This is a genomic window from Streptomyces sp. NPDC006393 (assembly GCF_040628575.1).
Taxonomy (GTDB): domain Bacteria; phylum Actinomycetota; class Actinomycetes; order Streptomycetales; family Streptomycetaceae; genus Streptomyces.
On the sequence record NZ_JBEXZD010000118.1, the window covers coordinates 1 to 24766 of the forward strand.

General features: G+C 72.5%; 20 protein-coding genes, 1 tRNA gene and 1 pseudogene. 5 read left to right on the top strand and 17 right to left on the bottom strand.

Going from position 1 to position 24766, the window contains the following annotated elements; all coding sequences use genetic code 11:
• The first annotated feature begins 190 nt into the window (after nt 1–190).
• Entirely contained in the window at nt 191–778 is a 588-nt protein-coding gene (locus tag ABZ484_RS32600) for an isochorismatase family protein (protein ID WP_358869545.1), read from the top strand.
• 31 nt (nt 779–809) lie between these two features.
• Here ABZ484_RS32600 and ABZ484_RS32605 read toward each other — a convergent pair whose 3' ends face one another.
• Complete coding sequence (locus ABZ484_RS32605; RefSeq protein WP_358869546.1) at nt 810–1157, bottom strand: hypothetical protein; 348 nt, start codon at nt 1155–1157, stop codon at nt 810–812.
• A 120-nt stretch (nt 1158–1277) separates the two neighbouring features.
• Complete coding sequence (locus ABZ484_RS32610; RefSeq protein ID WP_358869547.1) at nt 1278–3620, bottom strand: immune inhibitor A domain-containing protein; 2343 nt, start codon at nt 3618–3620, stop codon at nt 1278–1280.
• Nucleotides 3621–4043: 423 nt separating this feature from the next.
• On the opposite strand from ABZ484_RS32610, the gene ABZ484_RS32615 reads away from it, so the two are divergent.
• Nucleotides 4044–4361 carry a hypothetical protein gene (locus tag ABZ484_RS32615; protein WP_358869548.1) on the top strand — a complete coding sequence of 106 codons (318 nt, stop codon included), beginning with the start codon at nt 4044–4046 and terminating at the stop codon, nt 4359–4361.
• A 51-nt stretch (nt 4362–4412) separates the two neighbouring features.
• Here the strand turns inward: ABZ484_RS32615 and ABZ484_RS32620 are convergent, their stop codons facing one another.
• Both ABZ484_RS32620 and ABZ484_RS32625 read right to left on the bottom strand, forming a co-directional pair.
• On the bottom strand, nt 4413–5183 hold the full coding sequence (locus tag ABZ484_RS32620) for an RDD family protein (RefSeq protein WP_358869549.1): 771 nt from the start codon (nt 5181–5183) through the stop codon (nt 4413–4415).
• Nucleotides 5184–5269: 86 nt separating this feature from the next.
• Nucleotides 5270–7069: an RDD family protein gene (locus tag ABZ484_RS32625; protein ID WP_358869550.1), complete on the bottom strand. Its 1800-nt coding sequence runs from the start codon at nt 7067–7069 to the stop codon at nt 5270–5272.
• 259 nt (nt 7070–7328) lie between these two features.
• On the opposite strand from ABZ484_RS32625, the gene ABZ484_RS32630 reads away from it, so the two are divergent.
• Nucleotides 7329–7742, top strand: coding sequence for an SsgA family sporulation/cell division regulator (locus ABZ484_RS32630; RefSeq protein ID WP_358869551.1), 414 nt, complete (start codon nt 7329–7331; stop codon nt 7740–7742).
• 67 nt (nt 7743–7809) lie between these two features.
• Here the strand turns inward: ABZ484_RS32630 and ABZ484_RS32635 are convergent, their stop codons facing one another.
• Together ABZ484_RS32635 and hppD are read right to left on the bottom strand one after the other, a co-directional pair.
• On the bottom strand, nt 7810–9216 hold the full coding sequence (locus tag ABZ484_RS32635; RefSeq protein WP_358869552.1) for an FAD-linked oxidase C-terminal domain-containing protein: 1407 nt from the start codon (nt 9214–9216) through the stop codon (nt 7810–7812).
• A gap of 182 nt (nt 9217–9398) precedes the next feature.
• Complete coding sequence (gene hppD, locus ABZ484_RS32640; protein ID WP_358869553.1) at nt 9399–10547, bottom strand: 4-hydroxyphenylpyruvate dioxygenase; 1149 nt, start codon at nt 10545–10547, stop codon at nt 9399–9401.
• Between the two features lie 136 nt (nt 10548–10683).
• On the opposite strand from hppD, the gene ABZ484_RS32645 reads away from it, so the two are divergent.
• Complete coding sequence (locus ABZ484_RS32645) at nt 10684–11166, top strand: Lrp/AsnC family transcriptional regulator (RefSeq protein ID WP_358869554.1); 483 nt, start codon at nt 10684–10686, stop codon at nt 11164–11166.
• 39 nt (nt 11167–11205) lie between these two features.
• On the opposite strand, the gene ABZ484_RS32650 is transcribed toward ABZ484_RS32645, so the two are convergent.
• The 6 genes from ABZ484_RS32650 to ABZ484_RS32675 form a co-directional block, all read right to left on the bottom strand.
• Nucleotides 11206–12000: a S16 family serine protease gene (locus ABZ484_RS32650; RefSeq protein WP_358869555.1), complete on the bottom strand. Its 795-nt coding sequence runs from the start codon at nt 11998–12000 to the stop codon at nt 11206–11208.
• A gap of 297 nt (nt 12001–12297) precedes the next feature.
• Nucleotides 12298–12939 (bottom strand): helix-turn-helix domain-containing protein, encoded by a 642-nt coding sequence (locus tag ABZ484_RS32655; RefSeq protein WP_358869556.1) that lies wholly within the window; start codon nt 12937–12939, stop codon nt 12298–12300.
• Between the two features lie 298 nt (nt 12940–13237).
• A complete protein-coding gene (locus tag ABZ484_RS32660; RefSeq protein ID WP_358869557.1) occupies nt 13238–15034 on the bottom strand; it encodes a DEAD/DEAH box helicase in 1797 nt (598 codons plus the stop codon).
• Nucleotides 15035–15149: 115 nt separating this feature from the next.
• Nucleotides 15150–15539 (bottom strand): type II toxin-antitoxin system death-on-curing family toxin, encoded by a 390-nt coding sequence (locus ABZ484_RS32665; RefSeq protein ID WP_358869558.1) that lies wholly within the window; start codon nt 15537–15539, stop codon nt 15150–15152.
• The gene (locus ABZ484_RS32670; protein WP_016826066.1) at nt 15536–15736 is read right to left on the bottom strand and encodes a ribbon-helix-helix protein, CopG family; all 201 of its coding nucleotides are present in this window, start codon (nt 15734–15736) and stop codon (nt 15536–15538) included. Before ABZ484_RS32670 ends, ABZ484_RS32665 begins: the two co-directional genes overlap by 4 nt.
• Nucleotides 15737–15776: 40 nt before the next feature.
• Nucleotides 15777–17309 carry an MFS transporter gene (locus ABZ484_RS32675; RefSeq protein ID WP_358869559.1) on the bottom strand — a complete coding sequence of 511 codons (1533 nt, stop codon included), beginning with the start codon at nt 17307–17309 and terminating at the stop codon, nt 15777–15779.
• Nucleotides 17310–17570: 261 nt separating this feature from the next.
• On the opposite strand from ABZ484_RS32675, the gene ABZ484_RS32680 reads away from it, so the two are divergent.
• Nucleotides 17571–17642, top strand: a tRNA-Cys gene (locus tag ABZ484_RS32680).
• A gap of 620 nt (nt 17643–18262) precedes the next feature.
• On the opposite strand, the pseudogene ABZ484_RS32685 reads toward ABZ484_RS32680, so the two are convergent.
• The 5 genes and pseudogenes from ABZ484_RS32685 to ABZ484_RS32705 form a co-directional block, all read right to left on the bottom strand.
• Nucleotides 18263–18682 (bottom strand): annotated as a pseudogene (locus tag ABZ484_RS32685) (SUKH-4 family immunity protein); the annotation flags it as partial.
• A gap of 191 nt (nt 18683–18873) precedes the next feature.
• Nucleotides 18874–21180 carry a molybdopterin cofactor-binding domain-containing protein gene (locus ABZ484_RS32690; protein ID WP_358869560.1) on the bottom strand — a complete coding sequence of 769 codons (2307 nt, stop codon included), beginning with the start codon at nt 21178–21180 and terminating at the stop codon, nt 18874–18876.
• Nucleotides 21177–22925, bottom strand: coding sequence for a 2Fe-2S iron-sulfur cluster-binding protein (locus ABZ484_RS32695; protein ID WP_358869561.1), 1749 nt, complete (start codon nt 22923–22925; stop codon nt 21177–21179). Before ABZ484_RS32695 ends, ABZ484_RS32690 begins: the two co-directional genes overlap by 4 nt.
• Entirely contained in the window at nt 22922–23815 is an 894-nt protein-coding gene (locus tag ABZ484_RS32700) for an FAD binding domain-containing protein (RefSeq protein ID WP_358869562.1), read from the bottom strand. The genes ABZ484_RS32695 and ABZ484_RS32700 overlap by 4 nt, the downstream gene beginning before the upstream one ends.
• 273 nt (nt 23816–24088) lie before the next feature.
• A partial coding sequence (locus ABZ484_RS32705; RefSeq protein WP_358869563.1) for a family 20 glycosylhydrolase occupies nt 24089–24766 on the bottom strand: 678 nt, incomplete at its 5' end.

Here is a 24766-nt window from a genome sequence, read left to right on the forward strand (position 1 = left end):
GGTGCCGTGCATCGCAAGGCGGAGGAGGGAGTCGATGCGGAGCATCGGCGACCGACGACAACGCGGCGAGGTGCGGCACCAGCCGCCGCGAGCCCGGCGTGATCGGTGAGACACCCTCTGAAGCGGGCACCGCTTCAGCACCGCCGAGAGCTGGTCCGACCACTGATCCCAGAGCCGAAGGACACCCACCATGCGCCGCGCCTTGATCGTCGTCGATGTGCAGAACGACTTCTGCGAGGGGGGCAGCCTCGCGGTGGCCGGTGGGGCGGACGTCGCCGCCGCGATCACCGAGCTGATCGGACAGGCGCCCGCCGGCTACCGGCACGTGGTGGCCACCCGCGACCACCACATCGCGCCCGGCGGGCACTTCGCCGACGACCCCGACTACGTCCGCACCTGGCCCGCGCACTGCGTGGCGGGCACGGAGGGCGTGGGCTTCCACCCGAACTTCGCGCCCGCCGTCACCTCCGGCGCGATCGACGCCGTCTTCGAGAAGGGCGCGTACGCGGCGGCCTACAGCGGCTTCGAGGGCGTCGACGAGAACGGCGTGTCCCTGGCCGACTGGCTGAGGGCCAGGGAGATCACCGAGGTCGACGTGGTCGGGATCGCCACGGACCACTGTGTGCGCGCCACCGCCCTGGACGCCGTGAAGGAGGGCTTCCGCACCCAGGTGCTGCTGGACCTCACCGCCGGGGTGTCGGCGGAGACCACCGAGCGGGCCCTGGAGGAGCTGCGCCGCGCGGGCGTGGAGCTGACGGGCAAGCCGGTGGTGGCGTAGACCCTGGAGCCCTGAGCCCCGGAGCCCCGGGCTACGAGGCCTGGGCGGGTGTGTGCGGGCGCAGGAGGCTTCTGATCGGGTGCCACAGCTCCGGGGGGCCGGCGGGGACACCGACGGCGTGGTCCCGGGATGTGCGCCATATGAGGCCGTCGGGGTGGTGCAGCACCGCGGTGATCTCGTCCGGGGTGGGCGGGGCGGCGTTGCCCCGCAGGTAGACCGCGCGCAGGCCCAGGTTGCGCAGCCGGGTCAGGGCGCGGGCACGGTTGCGGGCGTGGACGAGCACACGGACGCCGCCGACGCCGTCGGGCGCGGCGGCGGGCAGGTTCAGCGCCACCACCACCGTGCCGTTCGGCAGCTTGCTGAAGCCTCCTGCGGCCATGCGGTCACATCCCCGTTCCGGTCGGTGTCAATAAGAGAGCCACAGCAGGCACCTAAACACGATCGGCGGCAACCCGCCAGGGGTTACCGCCGATACGCGTGTGACCTGCGAAGATGTGGACTACTTCACGGCGGGCCCGACCTCGAGCTCGATCGTGGAGCCGTCCTTGGCCACCTTTTCGATCTTGATCTTGGTGTTGGTGTCAGTGATCTTGACACCGGCCGCCGGGTTCGACGCGTCGTAGTAGGTGTTGGTGTGGTCGTTGAAGACCGACACCCCCTTCTGCGACTTGATCCGCACCGGCACGTCCGCCTTGTGCAGCGTGATCGCGTCCGTGCGCTCCAGGGTGAACGGGGAGTCGTACGCCTGGAACCGGTTGCGCAGCAGCGTGCCGTCGGTCCACTTCAGCGGCGTCGGGTGCGAGTCGATCGGCAGGATCAGACCGGTGCCGGGGTGGTCGGCGGTGTTGTTGTCCGCCTGCGAGGTGTCCCACTTCCAGATCAACAGGCCGTTCTGGTACGGGAGGTGCTCCACCCAGTCCGGACGGGTCGTCGAGAAGCCGAAGTTGTACGGGCCGACCTTCAGGGTCTTGTCGTACGACACGTACTGACGGTTCTCGGCGATGTAGTACTGCTTGTAGTCCTTGGTGAAGGACGCGCCGATGCGCGAGAAGCCGGCGGCCGTCCAGGCCGGGTCGGCGCTCTCCGCGTTGTCGGAGAAGACCGCCGAGCCGTCCGCGGTCAGCGTGATCTCGTCGGCCGCGAAGCCCTTGAGCGCCACACCGCCGTCGGTCTGGTAGCGGAAGCGCAGGTCGAACTTCTTGCCCGCGTAGGCGTCCAGCGGGTACGACAGCTTCGCGTACGCGTCGATCGAACCGGTCAGCCCCGGCTTGTCACTGGCGTCGCGCGGGATCGGCTGACCGTTCACCGTGCCGTCCAGGGCGGTCCAGTTGGCGCCGCCGTCGGTCGACACCTCGGCGTAGAGGTAGTCGTACTCGGACTCGATGTCGTACCAGCCGTCCAGGGACAGGGTGGCCGAGGACTTGCCGGTCAGGTCGACCGAGCGGGTCAGCGTGTTCTTCAGGTCGTTGCCGCTGCCGCTCCACCACTGGCTCGCGCCCTCGGCCGGGGTGACCACCTCGGTCTTGACCGCCTTGTCGGGCAGCGAGACGACCAGCGCCTGCTTGTGCTTGGTGTTGTACTCCGCCACGCCCAGCTTGTGCCACGAGTTCACGCCGGCCTTGGCCGTGTCGTAGTTGAGCCAGCCCAGCTGGAGCTTGTCCCAGGCGTTCATGTCGCCGGGCAGGTTGCCGATGGCCTCCTTGCCCGTGCCCAGCCAGGAACCGGACGACATCAGGGTCCAGAACCCGGTCGAGTTCTCGCCGCCGTTGGTGTCGTACTCGTCCGGCAGACCGAGGTCGTGGCCGTACTCGTGGGCGAAGACGCCGAGTCCGCCGTTCTCGGGCTGGATGGTGTAGTCGCCGACCCAGATGCCGGTGTCGCCGATCTGGGTGCCGCCGAGCTTGTTGCCGTCCGGGCCGGTCGCGCCGGCGTCGGTGCCGAAGGCGTACCAGCGGTGGGCCCAGATGGCGTCCGTGCCCTGGGCGCCGCCGCCCGCGGACTCGTCCTCGCCGGCGTGCACGATCTGGAAGTGGTCGATGTAGCCGTCGGGCTCGTTGAAGTCGCCGTCGCCGTCGTGGTCGTAGCGGTCCCACTGGTCGAACTGGGCGAGCTCGGTGCGGATCTCGGCCGCGGTGTCACCGGCGGCCTCGCGCTGGGCGACCCAGGCGTTGACGCCGTCCTGGACCGCGTACCAGGCAGCCGAGTCACCGGCGGCGTTGGAGCCGTAACGGGCCTCGTTGTAGGGGACCTTGACCCAGTCGGTCACCTCGCCGTCGACCGAGTAGCGGCCCGAGGACTGCGTCTCGTAGTACTTCTTCAGCGACTCGGTGTCCTTGCCGGTGCCGAAGTACAGGTCCTGGTAGTGCTTCTGGTTGTAGTCCGCCTGCCAGTCCGTGCTGTTGTCCTTGGTACGGTCGGGCGCGGCTATCTGGTTGTGCAGCGGGCCGGGCGTGCCGCCGTAACGGCTGTCGACCTGGTCGCCGAACTCCACCAGGATCGTGAAGATCTTGTCGGTTTTCTCGCGGCCGAGCTCGACGTACTTGCTGTCGCCCTTCTTGCCCTTGAGCTGGACGACCTTCGAACCGTCACGGTCCTTGACCGTGGCCTTGCCGGATATGACCTGGTTGAGCGCTTCCTGGCGCTGAGCTTCCTGGGTCTTGCTCAGCGGACCGTCGAGGTCGTGCTCCTTCTGACCCGACAGCGGGTCGTGCCGGTCCACTGAAGCGGAGCCGCTGCCCGTGGTGGCGGCCTCCGCGACGGCGAACGTCGAGAACGTGGCGGTGGCCGCCGCGAGCGCGACACCTATCGCGGCTGTTCTGAACGTCCAGGGTCTACGTGTCACTTGATGTCCTCCCCTGACGCGTACTGACGCGCGGAGGGGCGGTCTCAGGCCACGACAAAGGTCCGCGCGCGATCAACGCGTGTAGTCAAGTGACGACATTTGACTAGAGGTTTACGAGAAAAGACAGACCTTGACTTGGACAGTTCAAGTGCACTATGCGGAGTGGGGGTTCGCTTTACGGACGGCGGCAACGGGCGGCCGGGCGGCGCGCGGGGTGGGCGGGCGCGTGGGGCCGGGCACCGGGCGGGCGGCGTGACTCCGTGCGCCCCCTGTGCATCGGCACCGTGGGTTAGGTCACGCTTACCGGCCGTTCCCCTCGGGCATGCAGGGGATTAGAGTCGATTGGCGGAACGCCCGGAAGTCGGCGGAAAGCCAGGCCGTCACCCCGTCTCGCCCCCAAAATCTTCCGAGGACACGATTGCCATGCCTCGTCCGACCGCCGCACAGCTCGCCTACGGTTCCTGCACCGTGATCCTCTCGACGCTCGCCATGCTGCTGCTGTCACAGACGAGTTCGGGCCTGGGCATCGCGGTCGTCGCCCTCGCGGCACTCGCGCTGGGGATCCTGGTCGCCATGACCGTACCGCTGCCGAAGGCGCACGCGGCGCCCGCCGCGGCCGCCGCCCGGAACACCCGGGGCGCCCGGACCGTCGGGCACGTCCAGGCGCCCGCCCGCGAATGGCGAGAGCCCGTCTCCGCGGGCGCGGAGACGGGCCAGGGCGGGTCCGCCGGGGGCTCCTGACATCACGTCGGGCCGGACAGGCACCAGGCGCGTTCAGCGGGTTCAGTGCGTTCAGCGGTTCGTGCTGACCACCACCGTCTTGGCCGCCTTGTCGTGCAGTCCCTGCTTGTAGGGCCGGTCGAAGAAGCTCCAACCGCCGCAGATCGCCAGCCAGATGCAGGCACAGCAGAACCAGAACGGAATCCACAGCACCGCCGCGCGCGCCAAGGCGGTCGCGACGGACGGTGTGGAACCGTCTGCCAGGTTCGCCACGCGCATGCCCAGCCACATCTTTCCGAGGGTCTGTCCCCATCTGGCGGTCATGAAGGTGTCGTACGCCATGTAGAGCACCACGCCGACCACCGACTGCCAGAGGGAACGGGCGACTTCCACCTGATCGGCGTTCACCGTGTACTCGTTGACGCGGAGCGCCAAGGTGATCAGCCACACGACGATGCCCACCAGGATCAGGTCGATGATCCGCGCGAGGGTGCGCCTGCCGCTGTCCGCGAGCGGGGGCATCCCGGCGAGCGGGTCCTCGGGATACGGGCCGCCTCCGTAGGGCCCACCGCCTCCGTAGGGCCCGCCACCGCCGTAGGGCCCGCCTCCGCCGTAGGGCCCGCCTCCGCCGTACGGGGCACCGCCGCCTCCGCCGTGGGGTTCACCGCTTCCGCCGTGGGGTTCACCGCCGCTGCCGTACGGGGAGCCGCCCGTGCCGCCGCCGTACCGGTCGCCGCCGTGCGGTCCTCCGCCGCCGGGCGGCGGGGGTGGCCCGCCCGGGGGCGGGGGCGGGGGTCCGGAGCCCGGGGGCGGTTCGGGGCCGGTGGGCGGTTCGGTGCTCATGCGCCGAGTCGATCTCGAACCCGACCGGGCCGCATCCGGCGAGCGGCCGTACGGATGACGGCCGTCGCGCCCCTACGCCGTCCCGGTCACCCGGCCACGAAGGTGTGCGCCGCCTTGTCGTGCCAGCACTGGTGCCAGGGCCGGTCGAACAGGCACCACAGCACCCCCACGACCCCGACGACGATCAGCCCGGGCACGCTGTAGACGAGCCAGCGGCCAAGAGCCCGGCCGAAGGACGGAGGCTCGTGCGCCTCGATGTCCCGCACCTGGAGGCCGCACAGCTTCTTGCCCAGGGTGCGGCCCCACCTGGCGGTGGGCAGTGCCTCGTAGACGACGCCGAAGAGCAGCAGGACGGCGAGGACGATGCCCAGGTACGTCGCCGTCGTGCCGTCCAGCAGCCAGACAGTGACCGTGTGGCCGGAGAGCTTGGCCGCGTCGATCTTCTCGTCGATGTGGTCGGCCGTCCTGGTGCCCAGCGGTACGGCGGCGCCGGCGGTGACTCCCGCGAGGACGACCGTGTCGACGAGGCGTGCGGCCAGCCGCCTGCCGAGGCCCGCGGGCCGGGCCTCCGCCTGCCGGCGTGCGGCCGCCTGGAAGGGGTCCTCGACCGGAGGCTTCCACGGCGCGACGGGCTGCCCCTCCCCCACGCCCGCGCCTGCCCCCGCTCCCGACCCGGCGAGCTGGTGCACCTGCTGCGGCCAGGAGGACTGCCCGCCACCGGGGCCGCTGGTCAGTGGTGTGGCGACGGGACCGGCGGCCGGACCGGCGGAGGCGTTGGGGACGGGCTGGGGTGCGCCGGCCTGCTGGGGCAGTGAGGGGGCGGGGGCGTGCGCCGGGGAGGGGGACGCGGCCGGCCCGGCGCCGGACGCCTGAGCCGGGGCGGCTCCGGCCGCCTGAGCCCTGGCAGCCGCCTGGCCCTGCGGGCGGCCGTGCGGGGTGCCCTCCGGACCGCCTTGCAAGCCCTGAGCCGGTCCCGCCGGTCCTGCCGGCCCAGCCGGACCTGTCGGGCCTTGGGCGAAGCTCTGTCCCTGCGCCTGGCCCTGCGCTTGTCCCTGCGCCTGTCCTTGCGTCTGTCCCTGCGCCGCTGACGCGCGCGCGGCCGCCGCCTTGCCCGCGGCGAAGCCGGGGCCGTCCGGCGCGCCGGGCGCGCCCTGGGAGGGCACCGGCGCCGGTCCCGGGCGACCCGGGCCTCCCGTCGGGTCGGCCGGCCGACCGGGGCGCACCGGGCGGAACATCATGGTGCCGTCGTCGGACGGGGGGCCGCCCGGGGCCGGGACGCCGGACCCGGGCGGGTTGCCCGGCGTCCCGGCTCCGCCGTCCGCCGCCGTCGGGCGGCGGAACACGAACGTGTTGCCCCCCTCGGCCTGGCCCTGTCCTCGCCCGTGTCCCTGGCCCTGGCCCTGGCCCTGGCCCAGTCGCCGGCCCTGGCCTGCCTCCGCGGCCGGTTCGGCCGCGGGCTGGACGGGCGGCTCGGGGGTGTGGGCCACGCGAGGGTCGGCCGGTGCCGGGGTCCCCCAGGAGACGCGACGGTCCTGGTCGCCGCCGAAGCCGGACTGCTGCCCGCGGTCGGCGCCCCACGCGGAGGCCGGCTCGGCACGGACGCCCGGCGCCCCTGCCCGGCCCGGCTCGTCCGCCGGGTCCTCGTCGAAGAAGTGCGGGCCCGTCTCCTCGACCGCCGCAGGGGCGGCGCCCGCGGGGGCGGGCGCGGGGGCGGGGCTCACTCCGGGCGGCGGGCTGAGCGGCTCGCCGTCGGCCGGTGCCGGGCGGCTGGTGCCCGGTACCCAGGCGGCACCGTTCCAGTACCGGACGTATCCGGGGATGGACGGGTCCGGGTAGTACCCCTCGCGGGGCCTGTCGTCACCTGGTGCCGGGGTTGGGGCGCTCATGTCCGTCGTCCCGTATCTGCTCGGGGGTGGTATCGGGGGCCTCCACATCTATCAGACCGGGGGAGCCGCCACCGCCAGTCCCGCCGGACCCACTCCTTTCCGGGCAATCTCGTGCAGGTACTTCACAGGCCCGAGGCCCCGAACGGAAAAAAGTTCGGTCGACCCGCGTAATGCCCGGCGTCCACCCGCCTCTCCTCTCGTGCGGGTCCGCTCCGGATCCGTATCTGTACCCGTGCCGAGTGGAGAGGACCGACGGAGGATGAAGCGCACCGTGGTGGAACGCGAGCTGGAGCTGAGGCTGGTGCTGTCGCCCGAGCGGGGGATCCCCGTTCCGGCCCGGCTCGGATACCGCACCGACGACCCGTACGCCGTGCACCTCGACTTCCATGTCGACTCCGCGCACCCCGTGCACTGGACGTTCGCCCGCGAGCTGCTCGTGGAGGGGGTGTTCCGGCCGTGCGGGCACGGTGACGTACGGGTGTGGCCGTCGAAGTCGGACGTCCGCGCCGTCGTCCTGATGGCGCTGAAGTCACCGGGCGGCGAGGCCCTGCTGGAGGCGCCGGCCGCCCCGGTCTCGGCGTGGCTGGAGCGCACACTGCGCGTGGTGCCGCCGGGCAGCGAGGGGGAGCAGCTCGGCATGGACGACGGTCTGGCCGAGCTGCTCGCCCGGTGAGCGCGGGCGCGGGCGGCGCGGCGATCGCGGCGGGCGGTGGGGCGCGCAGGCGCGGCGGGCGCGCGGGTCAGAACAGCTTGCCGGGGTTGAGGATGCCCAGCGGGTCGAAGACCTGCTTGATCCCCCGCTGCATCTCGACGCCCACCGGGCCGATCTCGCGCGCCAGCCACTCCTTCTTCAGTACGCCCACTCCGTGCTCGCCCGTGATCGTGCCGCCGAGCCGGAGGCCGAGGGCCATGATCTCGTCGAAGGACTCGCGGGCGCGCCGGGACTCGTCGGGGTCCTGGGCGTCGAAGCAGACGGTCGGGTGGGTGTTGCCGTCGCCGGCGTGTGCGCAGACCCCGATGGTGAGCTGGTACTTCTCGGCGATCCGCTCGATCCCGTCGAGCATCTCGCCGAGCCGGGAGCGCGGCACGCACACGTCGTCGATCATCGTGGTGCCCTTGACCGCCTCCAGCGCGGTCAGGGACAGCCGCCGGGCCTGGAGCAGCATCTCGGACTCGGCGGCGTCCTCGGCGGGTACGACCTGGGTGGCGCCGGCCGCCTCGCACAGCGCGCCGACGGCGGCGAGGTCGGCGGCCGGGTCGGGGGTGTCGAAGGCGGCGAGCAGCAGGGCCTCGGTGGTCTCCGGCAGGCCCATGTGCGCGAGGTCGTTGACGGCCTTCACCGTCGTACGGTCCATGAGCTCCAGCAGCGACGGCACATGGCCTCCCGCCATGATCCGGCACACCGCGTCGCAGGCGGCGGTCGCGGAGGAGAACTCGGCGGCGAGCACCAGCTGCTGCGGCGGCTGCGGCCTGAGCGCCAGCACGGCCCGTACGACGATGCCGAGCGAGCCCTCGGAGCCCACGAAGAGACGGGTGAGGTCGTATCCGGCGACGCCCTTGGCGGTGCGGCGGCCGGTGGACATCAGGCGCCCGTCGGCCAGCACCACGTCCAGGCCGAGGACGTACTCGGCGGTGACGCCGTACTTCACGCAGCACAGGCCGCCGGAGCCGGTGCCGATGTTGCCGCCGATGGTGCACATCTCCCAGCTGGAGGGGTCCGGCGGGTAGTACAGGCCGTGCTCGTTCACCGCGCGGGAGAGCGCGGCGTTGACGACGCCCGGCTCGACGACCGCGACCCGGTCGACCGGGTTGATCTCCAGGATGCGGTCCATCTTGGTCAGGGACAGGATGATGCAGCCGTCGGAGGCGTTGGCCGCGCCGGACAGGCCGGAGCGGGCGCCCTGCGGGACGACCGGGACGCGCAGTTCGGTGGCGATCCGCATGACGTGCTGGACCTGTTCCACCGTGCGCGGCAGGACGACGACGGCCGGGACGCCCGACGGGCAGAAGCTCGCCATGTCGTTGGCGTAGGAGGACGTGACGTCGGCGTCGGTGAGGACCGCCTCGGCCGGCAGGCCCGAAAGGAGCCGGTCGGTGAGGTTGCCCTGGACCTCGTCGGGTGCGGCTTGGATACGGCTCATGATCACAGCGTCGCACTCGGGGACTGTGGTGTGAACCCCGTGAGAGCGCTTGCCCCCCGCGCAAGCGCTCCTTCGCGAACATCCCTGGCGAGCACTCCTGGCGGGCACCCCTGGCGGGCACCCCTGGCGTCCATCCCGCGCGGGCGCGCCGGGCGGCGTGCTCGCGCGGGATGGACGCGCCGGGACCGTCAGAGGTTGCCGCGCCGCTCCTGCTCACGCTCGATCGCCTCGAACAGGGCCTTGAAGTTGCCCTTGCCGAAGCCCATCGAGCCGTGCCGCTCGATGAGTTCGAAGAACACGGTCGGACGGTCCTGGACCGGCTTGGTGAAGATCTGGAGCAGGTAGCCGTCCTCGTCGCGGTCGGCGAGGATCTTCAGCTCGCGCAGGGTGTCGATGGGCACGCGGGTGTCGCCGACCCACTCGCCGAGGGTGTCGTAGTAGGAGTCGGGGGTGTCGAGGAACTCGACACCGGCCGCGCGCATCGTGCGTACGGTCTGCACGATGTCGTTGGTGTTCAGCGCGATGTGCTGGACGCCGGCGCCGCCGTAGAACTCCAGGTACTCGTCGATCTGGGACTTCTTCTTGGCGATCGCGGGCTCGTTGATCGGGAACTTGACCTTGAGGGTGCCGTCGGCCACGACCTTCGACATCAGCGCGCTGTACTCGGTGGCGATGTCGTCGCCCACGAACTCCTTCATGTTCGTGAAGCCCATGACCTTGTTGTAGAACTCGACCCACTCGTTCATCCGGCCGAGTTCGACGTTGCCGACGCAGTGGTCGATCGCCTGGAAGGTGCGCTGGGCGGGCGGCTCGACGAGGGGCTTGGCGGCCGCGTAACCGGGGAGGTACGGGCCGTCGTAGCCGGTCCGCTCGACGAGGGTGTGGCGGGTCTCGCCGTAGGTGGCGATCGCGGCCAGGACGACGGTGCCGTTCTCGTCCTTGACCTCGTAGGGCTCGGCGACCGAGCGGGCGCCGTGCTCGATCGCGTACTCGTAGGCGGCGCGCGCGTCCGGGACCTCGATGGCGAGGTCGACGACGCCGTCGCCGTGCTCGGCCACGTGCTGGGCGAGGAAGCGGCCCCAGTCGGTGGCGGGCTTGATCACCGAGGTGAACACGAAACGGGCGGAGCCGCTCTCGAGGACGTAGCTCGCGGTCTCACGGCTGCCGTTCTCCGGTCCGGAGTAGGCGACCAGCCGCATGCCGAAGGCGGTGGAGTAGTAGTGCGCCGCCTGCTTGGCGTTGCCCACGGCGAAGACGACCGCGTCCATTCCCTTGACCGGGAAGGGGTCGGCCTGCCGCGCGGTCGCGTCGGGAGTGTGCTGTGTGGTCTGCGTCATAGCGGAAGCGTCACCTGGTCTCGCAAGGTGCGCAATAGTTCGCGTATTCACTGGGCAACATGTTCAGTGGACGACCGGTGTCGGCGGGCTTTCTGTACAGGATGACCACCGTGATGGCGACCCTGGAGGCGGGGCTGTGGCGATCGATCGTCTGGACGGCCGCATTATCGCGCTGCTGGCGCGCGAGCCGCGTATCGGCGTCCTGGAGATGTCCCGGCGCCTGGGGGTCGCCCGGGGGACGGTGCAGGCCCGTCTGGACCGCCTCCAGTCCAACGGCGTCATACGCGGCTTCGGCCCGGAGGTGGATCCGGCGGCCCTCGGCTATCCGGTGACGGCGTTCGCGACGTTGCAGATCCGCCAGGGGCAGGGCGCGGACGTACGGGCCCATCTGGCGACGGTGCCCGAGGTCCTGGAGCTGCACACCACGACCGGCACCGGCGACATGCTGTGCCGGCTGGTGGCCCGCTCCAACGCCGACCTCCAGCGCGTGATCGACCGCGTGGTCGCCATCGAGGGCATCGTCCGCGCCTCCACGGCGATCGTGATGGAGAACCCCGTGCCGCTGCGGATCATCCCGTTGGTGGAGCAGGCGGCGGAGGACCGGGAGAGGAACGGGTAGGGGGCGGAACAGGGGTGGTGAGGGCGGTCTCCGGCACCCCTAGCAGCTCGGGACCGAGCCCTTGCCCGTGCGCAGGGCGGTCAGGGCGCCGACCGCGCCCTTGAGCGTGGTCACCGGGATCAGGCGCAGGCCCTTCGGCAGCTCCGCGCGGGCGTCGGCGCACTCGGCCTTCGGGACCAGGAAGACCGTGGCGCCGTCCCGGTGCGCGGCCTGGGTCTTGAGGGACACGCCGCCGACCGCGCCCACGGTGCCGTCCGGGCTGATCGTGCCCGTGCCGGCGATCGTGCGGCCGCCCGAGAGGTCGCCGCCGGTGCCGTCGCCCTGGATCTTGTCGATGATGCCCAGCGAGAACAGCAGGCCCGCGCTGGGGCCGCCCACGTCGGCCAGCTTCAGCGAGACCTTGATGTTCTTGTCGCCGCCGAGCCCGAGGTACTTCAGGGCGGCCTGGGTCGCCGCGTCCTGGGACTGCTTCATCTGCTCGGCGTTGTGCCGCTCGATCTGCTGGACGGTGTCACCGCTCGGGTAGACCGCGTCGCGCGGCATGACCGCCCGGCCGGTGTCGAACCAGCCGTCGATCACGTCGCCGAGCGTGACGCGGGTGTCCGGGCCGGTCGCCTCGATGGTCGTCATCCGCAGCTGCCCGCTCGTGTTCCGCACCGGTGTACCGGAGATCGTGATCACCTGGCTGCCCTTGAACGTGCCGAGCACATTGGCCGTCGACCCGGGCTGTGCCACCGAGAACGGCAGCGGCGCCGCCGCCGCCGTGGCGATCAGGGCCACGACGGGCAGCGCGCAGACGGCGAGGGCCTTGGGGCGCGAGAGGCGAGAGAGCACGGGATCAATCTAACGCGACGACGACATCGCGCCGGGCGGCGGTCACCCTCCGCTCCGGCTCCTGCGGCTCAGCGCGCCCCCCGCGGCCCCAGCCCAACACCTCCGCAACCCCCGCGGCCCCAGCCGAACGCCTCGGCAACCCCGCGGCCCCAGCCCTACGCTTCCGCGACCCCGCGGCCCCAGCACAGCGCCCCCGCGACCCCGCGGCCCCAGCACAGCGCCCCCGCAACCCCGTGGCCCAGCCCAACACCTCCGCGACCCCGCGGTCTCAGCGCAGCGCCCCCGCGCCCCGCGGTCTCAGCGCAGCGCCTCCGCGACCTCGCGGGCCGCGTCCACCACCCTCGGGCCCACCCGATCCGGTACGGAGTCGGCCAGCATGACGACGCCGACGCTGCCCTCGAGGCCGGTCACGCCGAGCAGGGGGGCCGCCGCGCCACAGGCGCCCGCCTCCAGTTCGCCGTGCGTGAGGGTGTAGCCGAGGTCTGCCGCCGGCTGGCGGCGGGCCTCGAGTATCGCCTTGCCCGCGGCACCCCGGTCCAGGGAGTGACGGAACCCGGCCCGGTAGGCCACGTGGTAGTCCGTCCAGGAGGGCTCGACGACGGCGACCGCCAGCGCCTCCGACCCGTCCACCAGCGTCAGGTGCGCCGTCGCCCCTATGTCCTCGGCCAGCGACCGCAGCGCCGGCAGCGCCGCCTCCCGCACCAGCGGGTGCACCTGGCGGCCCAGGCGCAGCACCCCGAGCCCGACCCTGGCCCGTCCGCCCAGGTCACGGCGGACGAGCGCGTGCTGTTCCAGGGTGGCGAGGAGCCGGTAGACGACGGTGCGGTTCACACCCAGTTTCTGGGACAGCTCGGTGACGGTCAGCCCATGGTCCGTGTCGGCCAGCAGTTTGAGGACCTTCAGTCCCCGGTCGAGCGTCTGAGAGGTCTCCGCGGTCACGACGCCCACTCCTTAAGTGGTGAGGTCGGCGGCGCTCATCGCGGCGGGTACGTCACCGAGTCCCGTCAGTGACGCGCAACAGAGGCCGCCGATCGGCCGGCGGTCCGGGCCGTCCCGGACGTAAGTCGCTTCACGGCTGCGCTCCGCGGCGGCGCTGCCACGGGGCGTGTGCGTAGCGGGACAGTAGCGAAGCCGGTTCGCTGAGCGGAAGCCTCCGTCCAGAATCCGGGCAAGGGCAGATCCGGCCTGCCTGCATTCGTCCGGATACGCACGCGGTCCGGGGTCGTGGCGCGCGGCATCAGCGCATGCGCGTGGCCCACTCCCGCACCTTGGCGATCCGCTGGCGCAGCTGTCCCGCCGTCGCCTCGGCGCTCGGCGGGCCGCCGCACACCCGGCGCAGCTCGGTGTGGATGACGCCGTGCGGTTTGCCGCTCTGGTGGACGTACGCGCCGACGAGGGTGTTGAGCTCCCGGCGCAGCTCCATCAGTTCCTTGTGGGTCACCACCGGCCGCCGGTCGGCGGGCAGTTCGAGCAGGTCGGCCTCGCTGTCCGGCTTCCTGCGGCTGTGCGCGATCTGGCGGGCCTGCCGCTTCTGCAGCAGCAGCTGCACCTGTTCGGGCTCCAGCAGGCCGGGGATGCCGAGGTAGTCCTGCTCCTCCTCGCTGCCCGGGTGGGCCTGCATGCCGAACTCGGCGCCGTCGTAGAGGACCCGGTCGAAGACGGCGTCGGACTCCAGCGCCTCGAACGGCAGCATGTCCTGCTCGCCGGTGTCCTCGTCCTGCTCCCGGTTCGCCTCCTCCATCTCCTTCTCGGACTCGGCGTACGGGTCCTCCTCGCCCTCCTTCTTCGGCTTGTCGAGGGCGTGGTCGCGCTCGACCTCCATCTCGTTGGCGAAGGTGAGCAGGTCGGGGATGGTCGGCAGGAAGACGGAGGCGGTCTCGCCGCGCCGCCGGGACCGTACGAAACGGCCGACGGCCTGGGCGAAGAACAGCGGGGTGGAGATCGTGGTGGCGTAGACGCCGACCGCGAGCCGGGGCACGTCGACGCCCTCGGACACCATGCGGACGGCGACCATCCAGCGGTCGTCGCCGTCGCTGAACTCGTCGATCTTCTTCGAGGCGCCGGCGTCGTCGGACAGGACGACCGTCGCGCCGCTGCCCGTGATCTCGCGGATCAGCTTGGCGTAGGCGCGCGCGGAGTCCTGGTCGGAGGCGATGACGAGGGCACCGGCGTCCGGGATGGCCTTGCGGACCTCGGTGAGCCGTTGGTCGGCGGCGCGCAGCACGGCCGGCATCCACTCGCCGCGCGGGTCGAGCGCGGTGCGCCAGGCCTGGCTGACCGCGTCCTTGGTCATCGGCTCGCCGAGCCTGGCCTCGATCTCGTCGCCGGCCTTGGTGCGCCAGCGCATGTTGCCGCTGTAGGAGAGGAAGATGACGGGCCGCACGACGCCGTCGGAGAGCGCGGAGCCGTAGCCGTAGGTGTAGTCGGCGGCCGAGCGCCGGATGCCGTCCTGGCCCTCCTCGTACGTCACGAACGGGATGGGGTTGGTGTCGGAGCGGAACGGCGTGCCGGTGAGGGCGAGGCGGCGGGTCGCCGGCTCGAACGCCTCCAGACAGGCCTCGCCCCACGACTTGGAGTCACCGGCGTGGTGGATCTCGTCGAGGATGACGAGGGTCTTGCGCTGCTCGACGCGGTTGCGGTGCAGCATGGGGCGCACGCCGACGCCCGCGTACGTCACGGCGACGCCGTGGTACTCCCTGCCGAGCGGGCCCGCGCTGTACTCGGGGTCCAGCTTGATGCCTATCCGCGCCGCCGCCTCGGCCCACTGCTTCTTCAGGTGCTCGGTGGGCGCGACCACGGTCACCTGCTGCACGACATGGTGGTGCAGCAGCCAGGAGGCGAGCGTCAGCGCGAAGGTCGTCTTGCCGGCGCCGGGGGTGGCGACCGCGAGGAAGTCGCGCGGCTGCTCCTGGATGTACTTCTCCATCGCCCCCTGCTGCCAGGCACGCAGCTTGCTGGCGGTGCCCCAGGGGGCGCGTCCGGGGAAGGCGGGCGAGAGATGGTGCGAGTGCGACGAGGTGGCGGTGGTAGTCACGGTCTCCGGTTCGTGGTGCGGGGCTCGGCTACGGATGACAACCGGGCCACCCTACCGGCGGCCCGGCGGTGCCAACGCGCCAACGGCACGACGTCACTCGGGGATGGGATTCAGGTCACACATCCTGCTCCGCGAGCTCCCGCAGCGCCTCGCCGATCACCTTGACCTCCTCCAGGGCGCCCGTCGCCACGGCGATGACCAGGCGCTCGGCCGCGTCGATATCGGGACGCAGCTGCACGTTGTTCAGGGCCAGGAAGACGACGCAGGACGTCCAGGCCGTGCGCTTGTTCCCGTCGACGAACGGGCGGTTGATGGCCAGCGACTGCAGGAGAGCCGCCGCCTTGTCGAACAGATCGGTGTACGCCTCCTGCCCGAACATCGAGGCGGAGGGTCGATGGACAGCCGATTCCAGGAGTCCGGCGTCACGTACGACGACGTCCTGGTCATCCACCGCGTGCGCGGCAATGGCCAGGACGTCCTCGGCCGAGAGATAGATGTGCGTCACTTGAGCCGCTCCAGCAGTTCGGCCCACTTGGCGGTCTGCTCCTTGGCGGCCTTCCGGACCAGGGCCTCGTGCGCCGTCCTGGCCAGGTAGTCGTCCACGGCCCTCAGCAGTATGGCGTGCATGCTGACACCCTCCTCCTCGGCGCGCAGCTTCAGTGCTTCCGTCTGGTCGTCGCGGAGACGCAGGTTCATAGCCATACCAGAACAGTACCACCTCATGGGGTCAGAGTGGTACCACTCAGGAGGGAATCCGCACCCTCCTCGCAACCCAGACCCCCACCAACGCCACCCCCGCCATCGGCAGGAACACCGCCGCGAAGGCGGCCGGGTGGGCGGTGGAGCCGGTCGCCGTCGCCGTCGTGTGGGCCACCGTGCCGCCGCCCAGCGCGGCGAACGCGGCACCGCCCACCGCGAGCAGCAGGACGTTGGACAGGGCGTCGGAGATCTGCAGGGCCGCGGAGTTGGCGCCGGCCTCCTCGGGGGCGGACAGGCGCAGCAGCAGCACGCTGGTGGAGGCGATGACGAGGCCCATGCCGAAGCAGCCGAAGCCCCAGGCGACGGCGACCGTCCAGACCGGCACGGAGTGGATCAGCACACTGGGCGCGGTGGCGATGGCCGCCGCCACCAGCACCATCCCGAGCGTCATCAGCCGCTCCCGGTACGGCGCCATCCGGGGACGGGACTGCACCCAGGAACCGAGCGCCCAGGTCCCGCCGCCCGCCGCCAGGGAGAAGCCGGCCAGCGTCGGGGAGAGCCCGCGCTGGGTGACGAGCATCAGCGGGACGAAGGACTCGGCGGCGATGAAGGAGCCCGCCGCGACCCCGCGCAGCAGCACCACGGACGGCAGCCCGCGCGCCGCCCGGTAGGTGCCGCGCGGCAGCAGGCCGCGCACCGCCGGCACCAGCAGCGCGGCCCCCGCCGCTCCCGGTATCAGCGATATCCACCGCAGATCCTGCGCCGCGTACTGGAGCAGCCCGGCCCCGAACGAGATACCGAGGGCGAGCCGGATGCGCCGCAGGTCGAAGGACTGCTCGGTCTCCTCGTCCGCGCCCTCCCCCACCGGACCCGACGCCCGCCGCCGTATCTGGGGCAGCGCCATCGCCAGCGGGAACACCACCAGCACCGGGATGCCGATGAACACCCAGCGCCAGCCCAGGTGCTCGGTGACCGCGCCCGAGGCGAGCGGGCCGACGATCGACGGGACCACCCAGGCCGCCGCGAACGCCGCCATGATCGCCGGACGCAACCGCTCCGGGTAGGCCCGGCCCACGACGACGTACAGGGCGACGATCACCAGCCCGCCCCCGAGCCCCTGCACGGCCCGTCCCGCGATGAACACCCACATCGTCGCGGCCGTCCCGGCCAGCAGCAGCCCGGCCGCGAACGCGCCGATCCCCGCGGTCAGCGGACCCAGCGGGCCGCGCCGGTCCGACCACTGCCCGGCGAGGACCATCCCGAACAGGCTCGTCGTGAAGAACCCCGAGAACGCGAACGCGTACAGCGGCAGCCCGTGCAGCTCCCGGGCCGCGACCGGCATCGCCGTGCCCACGGCGGTCGCCTCGAAGGCGATCAGCAGCACGACGGAGACGATCCCGACGCTGAGCGAACGGTAGGCGCGGCCGAGCACGGTGTCGGTGGCCGTGCCGGTGGCCGTGTCGGTGGCCGCGCCGGCCGCCGCGGTGCCGGTGGCCGGCGCCTCCGGCGGGCGGGATCTGCCGGGGTGGCCGGAGGTGGCGGCGACGTCGGTGTCGCGCGGTTCCAGGGCGGTCATGGTCGTCAGGGTAAGGCCCACAGCCCCTTCTTGCCCCTGTCGGGAGTCGCCCCCGGACCGGGACCTTGGTCGTACGACCTCCACTCGTCCTCCCCCCTTCTGCACAGCGCCCTTTGTTCTTCTTGTTCTTCGCGGCGCCCTTTGTGAACGGCGTATGGCAGTCGCGTTGCGGCACACGCCGTTCCCTTGAGTCGCCTCTCCCCCACGGCCTACGGTCGACGCACCGGGTTCGGAAGGGACCGCCCCGCGGTTCCCCGACACGGCCGTGTGCCCGAGTGGCCCAGGGACTCGCCTGCAAAGCGAGGTACGCGGGTTCAATTCCCGCCACGGCCTCCGATGCCTCGACCGGGCGAGACGACAGGGCGGCATCCCTTCGCAGGTGCCGCCCTTCCGGCCTTCCGTCTCTGTTTCCGTGTCAGTCGCCAGTGTCCTCCTCTGGTCGACTCAGTCACGCGGGTACGCAGACCTTCGAGGTCACAAGCTGACCCGTGCTGGAGTCGAACCTCTCGGTGGTGTAGCACCGCAGGGTGTTGTTGTTATTGCTTTTTTGCCGATGCTGTCCGTCTCCGCACCGCCCGGGGTGACGATCGCACCAGTTTTGGGGTAGGTGAACAACGGACCCGTTAGACGTTGTCTCAGATGCGACTACGGTTGGAACCGGAGGTGCCGCGCTGGCTGTCGGAGCGGCTGTTGAAAAGCCAATCGCCGAAAGCGCGCATGCTACGCCGATGAGTCCGGGTGCTCGCCGCCATGCATGACCGGCCATGGCAACGACTCCTGTTCTTGCTAACTTCCACATGCACTTGCGATTCCAGCTTCCGTCCGTCCTCGGCCTCATGCAAGGTGTGCCCAAAGGGGCATCCACGAAGAGAACTTGGCCGCACCATCAGTGCCATGTGGCCGACCCGAAGCGGAGGTGTGCGGGTTCAATTCCCGCCACGGCCTCCCAGGGTGCGGTGCAGCAGCCAGAGGCTGAAGGCGAGGGTGGAGACGTCCTCGTCGAACGGGTGGAGCGCGGCCTCGGGCGCGCTCCAGTTCCACACCTCGCCCGTGGTTCCGTCGACCACCAGGCTGTTGCCCTCGGCGAAGTGGCCGAGGCGTATCAAGCGGTCGGCGTGGGACGGAAGTTCCGCGGGCGTACAACCGTCCGCGTGCTCGTCGGCGTAGTACTCGGCGAGGGTGCGCAGGGGGATGTCGGTGTCCAGTTCGAAGAGGATGCCGTCCTCGGGCAGGCCCCGCTCGCGCAGAAAACGGCGGGTCGGCTCGTGGGTGAGCGTGGCGGGGAAGTCGACGTCCTCGAAGCGGACGACACGGCCCCGGCCGAACTCCTCGTCCAGGAGACGGGCGGGCAGGCGCAGGGTCAGACCCAGGCTCCGATCCTCCCTCCCCCCGGCCTCGCCGGTCTCCCCGGACCCCTCGGCCCGGGCGGTCACTGCGGTGCAGGTCGTGCTCATCGTTCCCCCGTGTTCTCCGAAGCCGTCGTACCGACTGCCCGACTGCCGAAAACACTACGACGCACCACTGACAACGCCGCCGACCTGCGCGGACGCCAGGGTTCAGCGGCTCACTGGCCCGTGACGACCGCCGCCTGCGGGCGGATCGGCAGACGGTTGACCGGACGGCCGGTGGCGGCCCGTACCGCGGAGGCGACGGCCGCCGGGGAGGTGACCACCGGGACGGCGCTGACGGCCTTCGCGCCGAAGGGGGCCACGACGTCCCGCTCCTCGACCAGTTTCACGATCTGGATGTCGGGCGCGTCCAGGGCCGTGGGCAGGGCGTACCCGGTCAGGTCGGGGTGGCGGACCAGGCCGCGCGGGGTGCGCAGGTTCTCCGTGAGCGCGATGCCCACGCCCTGGGTGACGCCCGCCTCGATGCGGGAGGCCAGCTGCGCGGGGTTGAGGACCCGGCCGACGTCCTGGGCCACCGCCAGCTCCACCACGCGGACCGAGCCCAGCTCGATGTCCACGTCCACCACCGCGCGGATCGCGCAGAAGGCCAGGCCCACGAAGGCGTCGCCCTGACCGGCCTCGTCCAGCGGCTCCGTGGGGTGCGGGCGGCACTGGGCCGTCGCCCACAGCTCCTTGCCGTCCATGGCCTCGGTGACCGTGGTCGACAGCACGCCGTCGTACGACGTGATCTTGCCGTCGGTGATCTGGAGCAGCTCGGTCGACATGCCGAACTTGTGCGCGAGGGGCTGGAGGAGCTGGGTGCGGACCATCTTCGCCGCGCGCTCCACCGCGCCGCCGGACACCCAGGTGTGGCGGCCCCGGCAGCCCGCGCCGGCCGGGGGCTGGTCGGTGTCGACGGGGGCCACGTGCACCTCGTCGATGCCCAGCGTCTCCTGGACGATCTGCCGGGCGAGCGTCGTGAAGCCCTGGCCGGTCTCCACGGCCGCGCACAGCACCGTACCGACGCCGTTGTGGACCTTCACCGTGGCCGTGGAGACCTCGTCCGCGCCCTCCGCGCCGAGCATGTGCACCATGCCCAGGCCGTAGCCCACGCCCCGGCGCACCGCGCCCGGCTCTCCCGCGCCCTCGGGGCCGCCCGGCAGCAGCCACTCGTCCTCGGGGGTGTCCTTGGGCAGCGGGGGCAGCGGGTGGTCCCGTACGGCCTGGAGCAGTTCGGCGACGGGGGCCGGGCAGGTCACCGTCTGACCGGTGGGCAGGACGTCGCCAGTGGCCATCACGTTGCGCAGCCGCAGCTCCGCCGGGTCGACGCCGAGCTTCTTGGCCAGCTTGTCCATCTGCGCCTCGTAGGCGGCGCACACCTGCATGGCGCCCTCGCCGCGGACATGGCCCGAGGGCGGGTTGTTGGTGCGCACGGCCCAGCCCTCGATGAAGGCGTTCGGGACGACGTACGGACCGCAGGCGAAGGACACGGCGGCGGCCAGCGCCTCGCCGGAGGTGTCGGCATAGGCGCCCGCGTCCAGCAGGATCTGCGCCTCGACCTTGACGAGTCTGCCCTCGGCGTCGGCGTGGTGGCGGTAGCGCAGGAGGGTCGGGTGGCGGTGGGCGTGGCCCAGGAAGGACTCCTCGCGGGTCGCCGTCAGCTTCACCGGGCAGCCGGTCTTCAGCGCCAGCAGGCCGAGCGGGAGCTGGAAGCCCTGGTCCTCGCGGTCGGCGGTGGCACCGGGGACGCCGGTGACGACGATCTTCACGCGCTCGGGCTCCAGGCCGTAGCAGGCGGCGAGCGCGTCGCGGTCGGCGTGCGGGTCGGTGGAGCCCAGGTACAGCTCGACGCCGCCGTCCGGGCGGGGCACGGCGAGGCCGGCCTCGGCGCCGATCGGGGCGGGGTCCTGCCGGCCGATGCGGTACAGGCCCTCGACGACGACCTCGCCGGCCGCCTCCGGGTCGCCGTGGCGCAGCGGGATGTGCCGGACCAGGTTGCCGTCGGGGTGCAGCGGCTCGGCCTCGAAGGCCTGTTCGGGGTCGGTCACCGCGTCGAGTACTTCGTACTCGACGATGACGGCGGCGGCGGCCATCCGCGCGGTGTCCGGGTGGTCGGCGGCCACGGCGGCGATGGGCTCGCCGTGGTGGCGTACGACGTCCGAGGCGAAGACGGGACGGTCGGCCGTGCCACGGCCGTACAGCGGGCGGCCGGGGACGTCCTCGTGGGTGACGACGGCCCGTACGCCGGGCATCTCGCGCGCGTGGGTGGTGTCGATGGACACGATGCGCGCGTGCGCGTGCGGTGAGCGCAGGACCGCCGCCCACAGCAGGCCCTCGGCCCACAGGTCGGCCGCGTACGGGAAGGTGCCCTCCGTCTTGGCGCGGGCGTCGGCGGGCGGCAGCGAGGAGCCGATTCCGTGCGGCAGCGGCTCCGGCGCGGGGGCGGTCTCCGTGGCGGCAGCGGTTGCGGCTTCGTTGCTCACGCCTGGCCTCCGTCCTGGCCGTAGGGGTCGTGCGGGTCCTGATGTCCGTGCGGATCATGGTGCCCGCGCGGTTCGTGATGCCCGGCGGGTTCGTGATGCCCGTGCGGGGCCGGTGCGCCGAACGCCGAGGGGTGGATGCCGCCGGCGCCGGGGCCCGCCTGGTGCGGGATACGCGGCTCGCCGGCGTCCGTCTCACCGCCGTCGGCCGCGGCGTGCTCCGCGGCGGCGTGCGCCTCGCGCTCGGCGACGACCTCCTCGACCGCCCGCAGGACGCCCTTGTAGCCCGAGCAGCGGCACAGGTTGCCGCACAGGGCCTGGCGGGTCTCCAGTTCGGTGGGGGCCGGGTTGCCCTCCAGCAGGTCGTGCAAGGTCATCGCCATGCCGGGCACGCAGAAGCCGCACTGCACCGCGCCGCAGCGCGCGAGCGCCCGCTGCACGTCCGACGGCTGCCCGTCGACGGCCAGGCCCTCGACCGTACGGACCTCGCTGCCGGCCGCGGTGACCGCGGGCACCAGGCAGGAGGCGACGAGACGGCCGTCCACCTGCACGTTGCAGGCGCCGCACTCGCCCTGCGAGCAGCCGTCCTTGGCACCCGCGAGACCGAGCCGCTCGCGCAGCACGTACAGCAGCGACTCGCCGATCCACGCGTCGGTGACGGGCCGGTCCACGCCGTTGACGCGGAGCACGTAGGAGGCGAGCGGGTGCTCGTCCTGCGGCGGCGCGGGCGGCGGGCCGTCCGGGGCGGCGGCCTCCTGGTGCGCGTCGGCCGGGTCGGCCGGATCGGCGTCCGGGGCCGTGGGGTCGGAGGCCTCGGGGGCGGAGGTCGTGACGGGCTCTGCGGCGGCCTGGCGCGGGTCGGCGGACTCCTCGGCCGGGAGCGGGGCGGCGGGGCGCTCAGCGGCGCCCTCGGCGGGCTCCACGGGCGCTCGGACGCCCTCGTGTACACCCTCGGGGGACTCGTTGCCCCCGGGAGCCACTGAAGGGCCGGCGGTGGGCTGCCCGGCCCCCACGTCCGGTACGGCGGCGTCCTGTGGGGCGGCGTCCTGTGCGGCGGGGACACCGGACTTCGGCTCCGGGGCGGGCCCGTCCGGATACGGGTGGGCGGCGGGCTCGCCGTCGTACGCACCGTCGGTGTACGCACCGTCGGCGGGGCCCTGCGGCGGGCGCGTCCACGGCTGCCCGATGTCCTCCGTCGCCCAGGGGGCGGGTGCGCCGCCCGGGAGGGTGGGCGGAGGCGTGCCGCCCCACTGCTGGACCAGGGACGACGTGGTGAACTCGCCCGATTCGTCCGGAAGGTCTCCGTCGGCGACCGGGATCGACCACTGCCCCGTGACGTCGTGCCCGGGCGCCTGGGAGTGGTCGTCCTGGAACGTCCACTGCTGGGTGGCCTCGGGCCGGTACGCGAACCGGTCGTCCGCGCCCGCGCCCCCGTCGCCGGCGCCGTCCCGCGGGACCGCGTTCGGGTCGGGCCACTGGGCGCCCTCGGCGGGCGCGGCGGGTACGGCCCAGCCGCCGGTCGCCGCCGGGTCGGTGGCCGCGGGCGAGGCGGGGGTGACCGTTATCTGCGGCGGCACATAGCCGTGACCGGGCGCCGCCAGCGGGCTGTCGGCGGCCAGAAGGGCGTCGATGCCGCCCTCGGGGAGCTTCACGAACGCGGTGGCGCCGTCGTCGTAGTCGCCCTGGGGCAGCGGGTTCCAGCGGCCGCCGCTGCCGGGCGTGCCCTCCGCGTGCTGGTCGTCGGTCACGACAGCGCCCTCCCCAGTGCTCGTCGGGCCAGCGCGGCGACGGTGCGCCGCAGGTGCAGTACGGCGGGTGGAAGCTGCGGCACGGACCCGTCCGGGGCCGGGACCGGGTCGGGGATGCAGGCCGCGGCGACGTACTCACCGAAGGCGTCGAGCGCCTCGGGGACGATCGCGCGGTCGTTGTCCCAGTCGATGAGCCGGCCCACCCACTGCTCGGCGTCCAGGGGCCTGAGCGGCATCGGCGCTATGGCACCCACCGCGCAGCGCACACCGCGCCGGGCCGGGTCCAGGACCAGCGCCACCGACGCGACGGCCCGGCCGGGGCCGGTGCGGCCGGTGGCCTTCACGAAGACCTGCGGGGCGTGCAGCAGCGGTACGCGCACGTAGCCGATGAGCTCGCCCGCGCGCAGCATCTCCACCCCGGCGAGCAGGTGCGACACCGGGATCTCCCGGCGGGCCCCGCCCGGACCGGCGATGATCAGGGTCGCCTCCAGGGCGGCCAGCACCGGCAGCGCGTCCCCGGTGGGGGCGGCCGAGGCGACGTTGCCGCCCAGGGTGCCGGCGTTGCGGATGTGCGGGGGGCCGGCGGCGCGCGCGGCGGCGGCGAGCGCCGGGATCAGGGCCGCGAAGTCGGGGCGCCCCATGCGCGCGTGCGTGAGGCCGGCGCCGAGCAGCGCGTGGCCGTCCTGGTACTGCCAGCCGCGGATCTCACTGATCCGGCCGAGGCCGACCAGCGCGGCGGGCCTGAGCTGCCCGGAGTTGACGGCGGCCATGAGGTCGGTGCCGCCGGCCACGGGCACGGCGGCGGGCATGGCGGTGAGTGCCGCCACGGCCTCGTCCAGCGTCGTGGGCAGCGTGACGGCCTGCGCCGCCTGCGGTGCGTGCGTGGTCAAACCGGCTTGCCCCTTCCCGCTGCCCCACTGGTCCCACCCGTGTTGCCGTACGGTACGACCTGACAGGGCGGACGTGGCAACTCTGGCACATCTTCGCAGGGGGCGAGGACACGGGTCCGCCAGGAGGCATTCGCCCACCTCATCGGGGACATCGTCCGTTTTGACACGGCATCACCGCTGCGGGCGAATTCCCACCCTTCGCTGACTCTTGCGGATTTTTTCCACTGTCAGTTCGAGAAGCGCGCGGCGGGCGCGGGGGTGCCGGTCCGCCGGTCACCTCACCGGTGGCGGACCGTCGATCGGGCGGCCGAGAACGCCCGGGCGGCGTTGCCAGGGGTGAGGGCCGGCGGGAGGGCGGTAGGAGACGCCCAGGGCGTCCAGGCGTCGGTAGTGGGTGGTCATCCGGCGTTCGAAGTCGGCGAAGTCCCGTCGCGCGGGTGCGGGCAGAGCGCTCCAGGCGACCTCGGCGAAGGCGGCCAGCCTGGGGAAGGCCTGGTAGTCCACGCGCGCGGAATCCTCCATCACCTCGGTCCACACGTTGGCCTGGGCGCCCAGCACATGGCGGGCGTGCTCCGCGTCGAGTCCGGGCGGCACCGGCTCGAACCGGTAGACGTCCTCCAGGGTCCGTACGTAGCCGATGGGCACCGGCTCGTCCGCGCCCGCGTCCTGCCGGTGGTCCAAGTACACCTGCTGCTCGGGGCACATGACGACGTCGTGGCCGGCCCGCGCGGCGGCGATCCCGCCCGCGTACCCCCGCCAGGACGACACGGCGGCGCCGTCCGCCAACCCGCCCTCCAGGATCTCGTCCCAGCCGATGAGCCGACGCCCGCGCGCGGCGAGCCACTTGTCGAAGTGGCCGACGAACCACGCCTGCAACTCGTCCTCGTCGGCCAGCCCGAGTTCCCGGATGCGGGCCTGCGCCGTGGGGGAGGCGCGCCACTGGTCCTTGGG